The following is a 3006-nucleotide window of genomic DNA, read 5'->3' on the forward strand; positions in this document are numbered from 1 at the left end:
TAAGCAGCATCACCCTGCAGCCCGGCGTTACCTATACGCATACCAGTAAAGCAGCAGAGATCATGCTGGTGCTGAGCGGCAATACCACTATTACCGGCTCCGATACGCTGGATCTGCAAAAAGGCCAGGCCGTATTTGTATGCAGCGGGGAAACCTACAAAATGACCGGTAACGCTTTGGTATTCAAGGCAACCGTGCCAGTTTCATAATTGGGAATTTTAACGTAGATTCGCATACCGGAAAACGCATCAAATACCACAAATGAAACAAAAGACATCCTTACCAGAAGTGCTGCTCATTGTTGGCCTTATCTTAATGGCCGGTTTAAGCCGTTTGATCACCAATGAAATGCAGCTGTGGAACTTTAACGCTATTGGCGCCAGCGCCCTGTTTGGCGGTGTGGTTATCAAAAACAAAAGGCTGGCTTATATTTTACCGCTGGCTACCCTGTTCCTCACCGATCTTTGTTTTGAGCTGTTCACCAACATTCAAGGCTTTTACGGCGCACAAATGTTTGTAGTGTATGGCGCCTTTTTGCTCATTACCTGGATAGGTGCCAACCTTCGCAAAGTAAATGCGCTTACCGTGTTCCTGGCCTCCATTGGCAGCGGGGTGTTATTCTTCCTGATCTCCAATGCGGGTATGTGGGCGCTGGGTACTATGTATCCGCACACTTTCAGCGGGCTGCTTACCTGTTATGCGGCAGCTATCCCCTTCTTCCGGAACGATCTGTTTGGCAGCTTTTTCCTGAATACCATTATGGGGAATGTATTTTATAGTGCTGTACTGTTTGGCGCTTATGCCCTGGTAAAACGGCTGGCTTTTAAACCCCAGCAACAATTAGCTTAAGCAATTAAATAATTGAAATAAAGAAAAAGAGAAGGTCAAAAGCCTTCTCTTTTTTTATTGTTGTTAGTGATGAACGCAGGGTAAAAACAAAAAGAGAAGATCAAAGACCTTCTCTTTCCTATATAAAAATAAATTTGTGCTTAGTTGAGAATGATTTTACCAGGTATCTCCGCCTTTAGTAATTGATTTCATGTTAGATGTTTTAGCAGTTACGAAATTTCCACTTCTCTACTAAATTAGTAAATTCTATCCAGATGTCATCATCTTTTTTAACATTCCTTCTTTCCTTTATAAAGTTAATATAGTCATCGTAAAATGCATAAAATATATTTCTAAAGTATTTTTTCATGAACGCTTCATCCATAATATCTTCATTAACGGCAACGGACATAGATTCAAAGTAATTGAAGATGCAGATCAGGGATTTTCTGAATTCTATATTCTTTGGTTTGTCGAACGCTATCACAAATGCCTTTACATCTGTTTTCAATAAAATGTAGTCTTTTTCCTGTGCAAATGCTATACAGCACTTTGAGTAATCGATCATGGGAGAAGTATGCCACTCTCCTATTGCTTTATAGGTTGTGGAGCATTTTTGTATCCTTATATCATGACGGTTCTTCTTTTGATTGGATTCGTAGGTAAGTATGGAATACATTAACCCAATGATCACCAGCCCGCCTGTTACGATCTTGGCTGTTTCAGAAGGTGTAAGCTGCGGTTCTTTACAATGCAGGTAAAAAGCCAGTATTATCAATGCTATAATGGCCAATGCTAACAGGCTTACACGGAATTGCACATTGTCAATGGAAAAGAATTTGCGCATACAGCTGGGGATAAGGTTAACTATTAAAAGGGAGGAGAAAATTAAGTATTATCCCTAAAACAAAGTGTTAATCAATTGTATATGCTACTCCCATTGCAAAAACCAATAATCCCTATGCTGCACTTTCGTGTAGACACCTACGCTAACAGGGCGCTTAAACAACGGGCAATCCAGCACCAGGGTATGAAATTCGCCGTTCTCCCCGCATACATCCACCCCTTTGGCTTCCAGCTCTTTTACCAGGTCTTCATCCAGGATCCTGCCCAGAAAGTCCGGGCCTAAATGAGTGTTGCAGGAAACGATCATGGTTTTAATACCGCTTTGCAGCATTTCCATTACCAGCTTGGGGCGCGACTGCTGCCACAGGGGCAATACGGCTTCAATACCAACGGCGGCGCATACTTTCTCCTCCCAGTCGCGGTGAGCCTGCAGGTCAATATCACCAAATACAGCGGCCTTTATTTCGTAGATCTCTACCAGCTGCTGCAATGCTGCAATAAACCGCTCCTCATAACTTTCCCAGCTGGCAGGTACTGTAACCACTACCATATCCATCATGGATGCCTGTTCCATTAACAGGGCCTGCGGCAGGCCGTGAGAGCGGGAGATCTGCCCGTTCTCATTCATCATGTTCAGTAATACTACCGGCTGGTAACCTGCTGCCTTTGCCTGCATCATGGCATAACAGCTATCCTTGCCCCCACTCCAGGAAACGACGCTACGCATTTGTTATAAGATAAAATTCAGGATGTAAGATGATCGACATTACCGGATGAAAATAGGAAAAAATGAAATAGATCTACGCACAAAAAAAGAGGTAAGCGCTTACTTACCTCTTTCAATATCTGACGATAGTTAATTCGTTTAGTCGTCCAGCTTCAGCACCGCAAGGAAAGCTTCCTGTGGCACTTCCACGCTTCCTATCTGGCGCATGCGTTTCTTACCTTCTTTCTGTTTTTCCAGCAGCTTACGTTTACGGGAAGTATCACCGCCATAACACTTGGCCGTTACATCCTTACGCATGGCGCTGATGTTCTCGCGGGCCACTATCTTGGCGCCAATGGCAGCCTGTATGGCTATCAGGAACTGCTGGCGGGGCAGCAGCTCTTTCAGCTTCTCACACAGCTTGCGGCCAAAGTCCTGGGCGCGGCCCCGGTGTATCAATGCGCTCAGCGCATCCACCTTTTCTGAATTCAGCAGAATGTCCATCTTCACAATATCGCTATCGCGGTAGCCTATGGGCGAGTAGTCAAATGAAGCATAGCCACGGGTCTGGCTCTTCAGCTTATCGTAAAAGTCAAACACGATCTCCGTTAAGGGCATTTCAAAGA

Annotated in this window: 3 protein-coding genes and 2 pseudogenes; 2 read left to right on the forward strand and 3 right to left on the reverse strand. The window is 44.3% G+C overall.

The annotated features are described in order from the left end of the window. Positions 1 to 209, forward strand: a pseudogene (locus tag VIM87_RS17785) (mannose-6-phosphate isomerase, class I); the annotation flags it as partial. 52 nt (positions 210 to 261) lie between these two features. Beyond that, positions 262 to 849 (forward strand): DUF6580 family putative transport protein, encoded by a 588-nt coding sequence (locus VIM87_RS17790; protein WP_331998303.1) that lies wholly within the window; start codon positions 262 to 264, stop codon positions 847 to 849. A 202-nt stretch (positions 850 to 1051) separates the two neighbouring features. Here VIM87_RS17790 and VIM87_RS17795 read toward each other — a convergent pair whose 3' ends face one another. The 3 genes and pseudogenes from VIM87_RS17795 to VIM87_RS17805 form a co-directional block, all read right to left on the reverse strand. Then, positions 1052 to 1675 carry a DUF4760 domain-containing protein gene (locus tag VIM87_RS17795; protein WP_331998304.1) on the reverse strand — a complete coding sequence of 208 codons (624 nt, stop codon included), beginning with the start codon at positions 1673 to 1675 and terminating at the stop codon, positions 1052 to 1054. An 84-nt stretch (positions 1676 to 1759) separates the two neighbouring features. Further along, complete coding sequence (locus VIM87_RS17800; RefSeq protein WP_331998305.1) at positions 1760 to 2401, reverse strand: diphthine--ammonia ligase; 642 nt, start codon at positions 2399 to 2401, stop codon at positions 1760 to 1762. A 138-nt stretch (positions 2402 to 2539) separates the two neighbouring features. Beyond that, positions 2540 to 3006, reverse strand: a pseudogene (locus tag VIM87_RS17805) (elongation factor 4); the annotation flags it as partial.

The sequence above is a fragment of the Chitinophaga sp. genome (assembly GCF_036569125.1).
In the GTDB taxonomy this organism is placed as follows: Bacteria; Bacteroidota; Bacteroidia; order Chitinophagales; family Chitinophagaceae; genus Chitinophaga.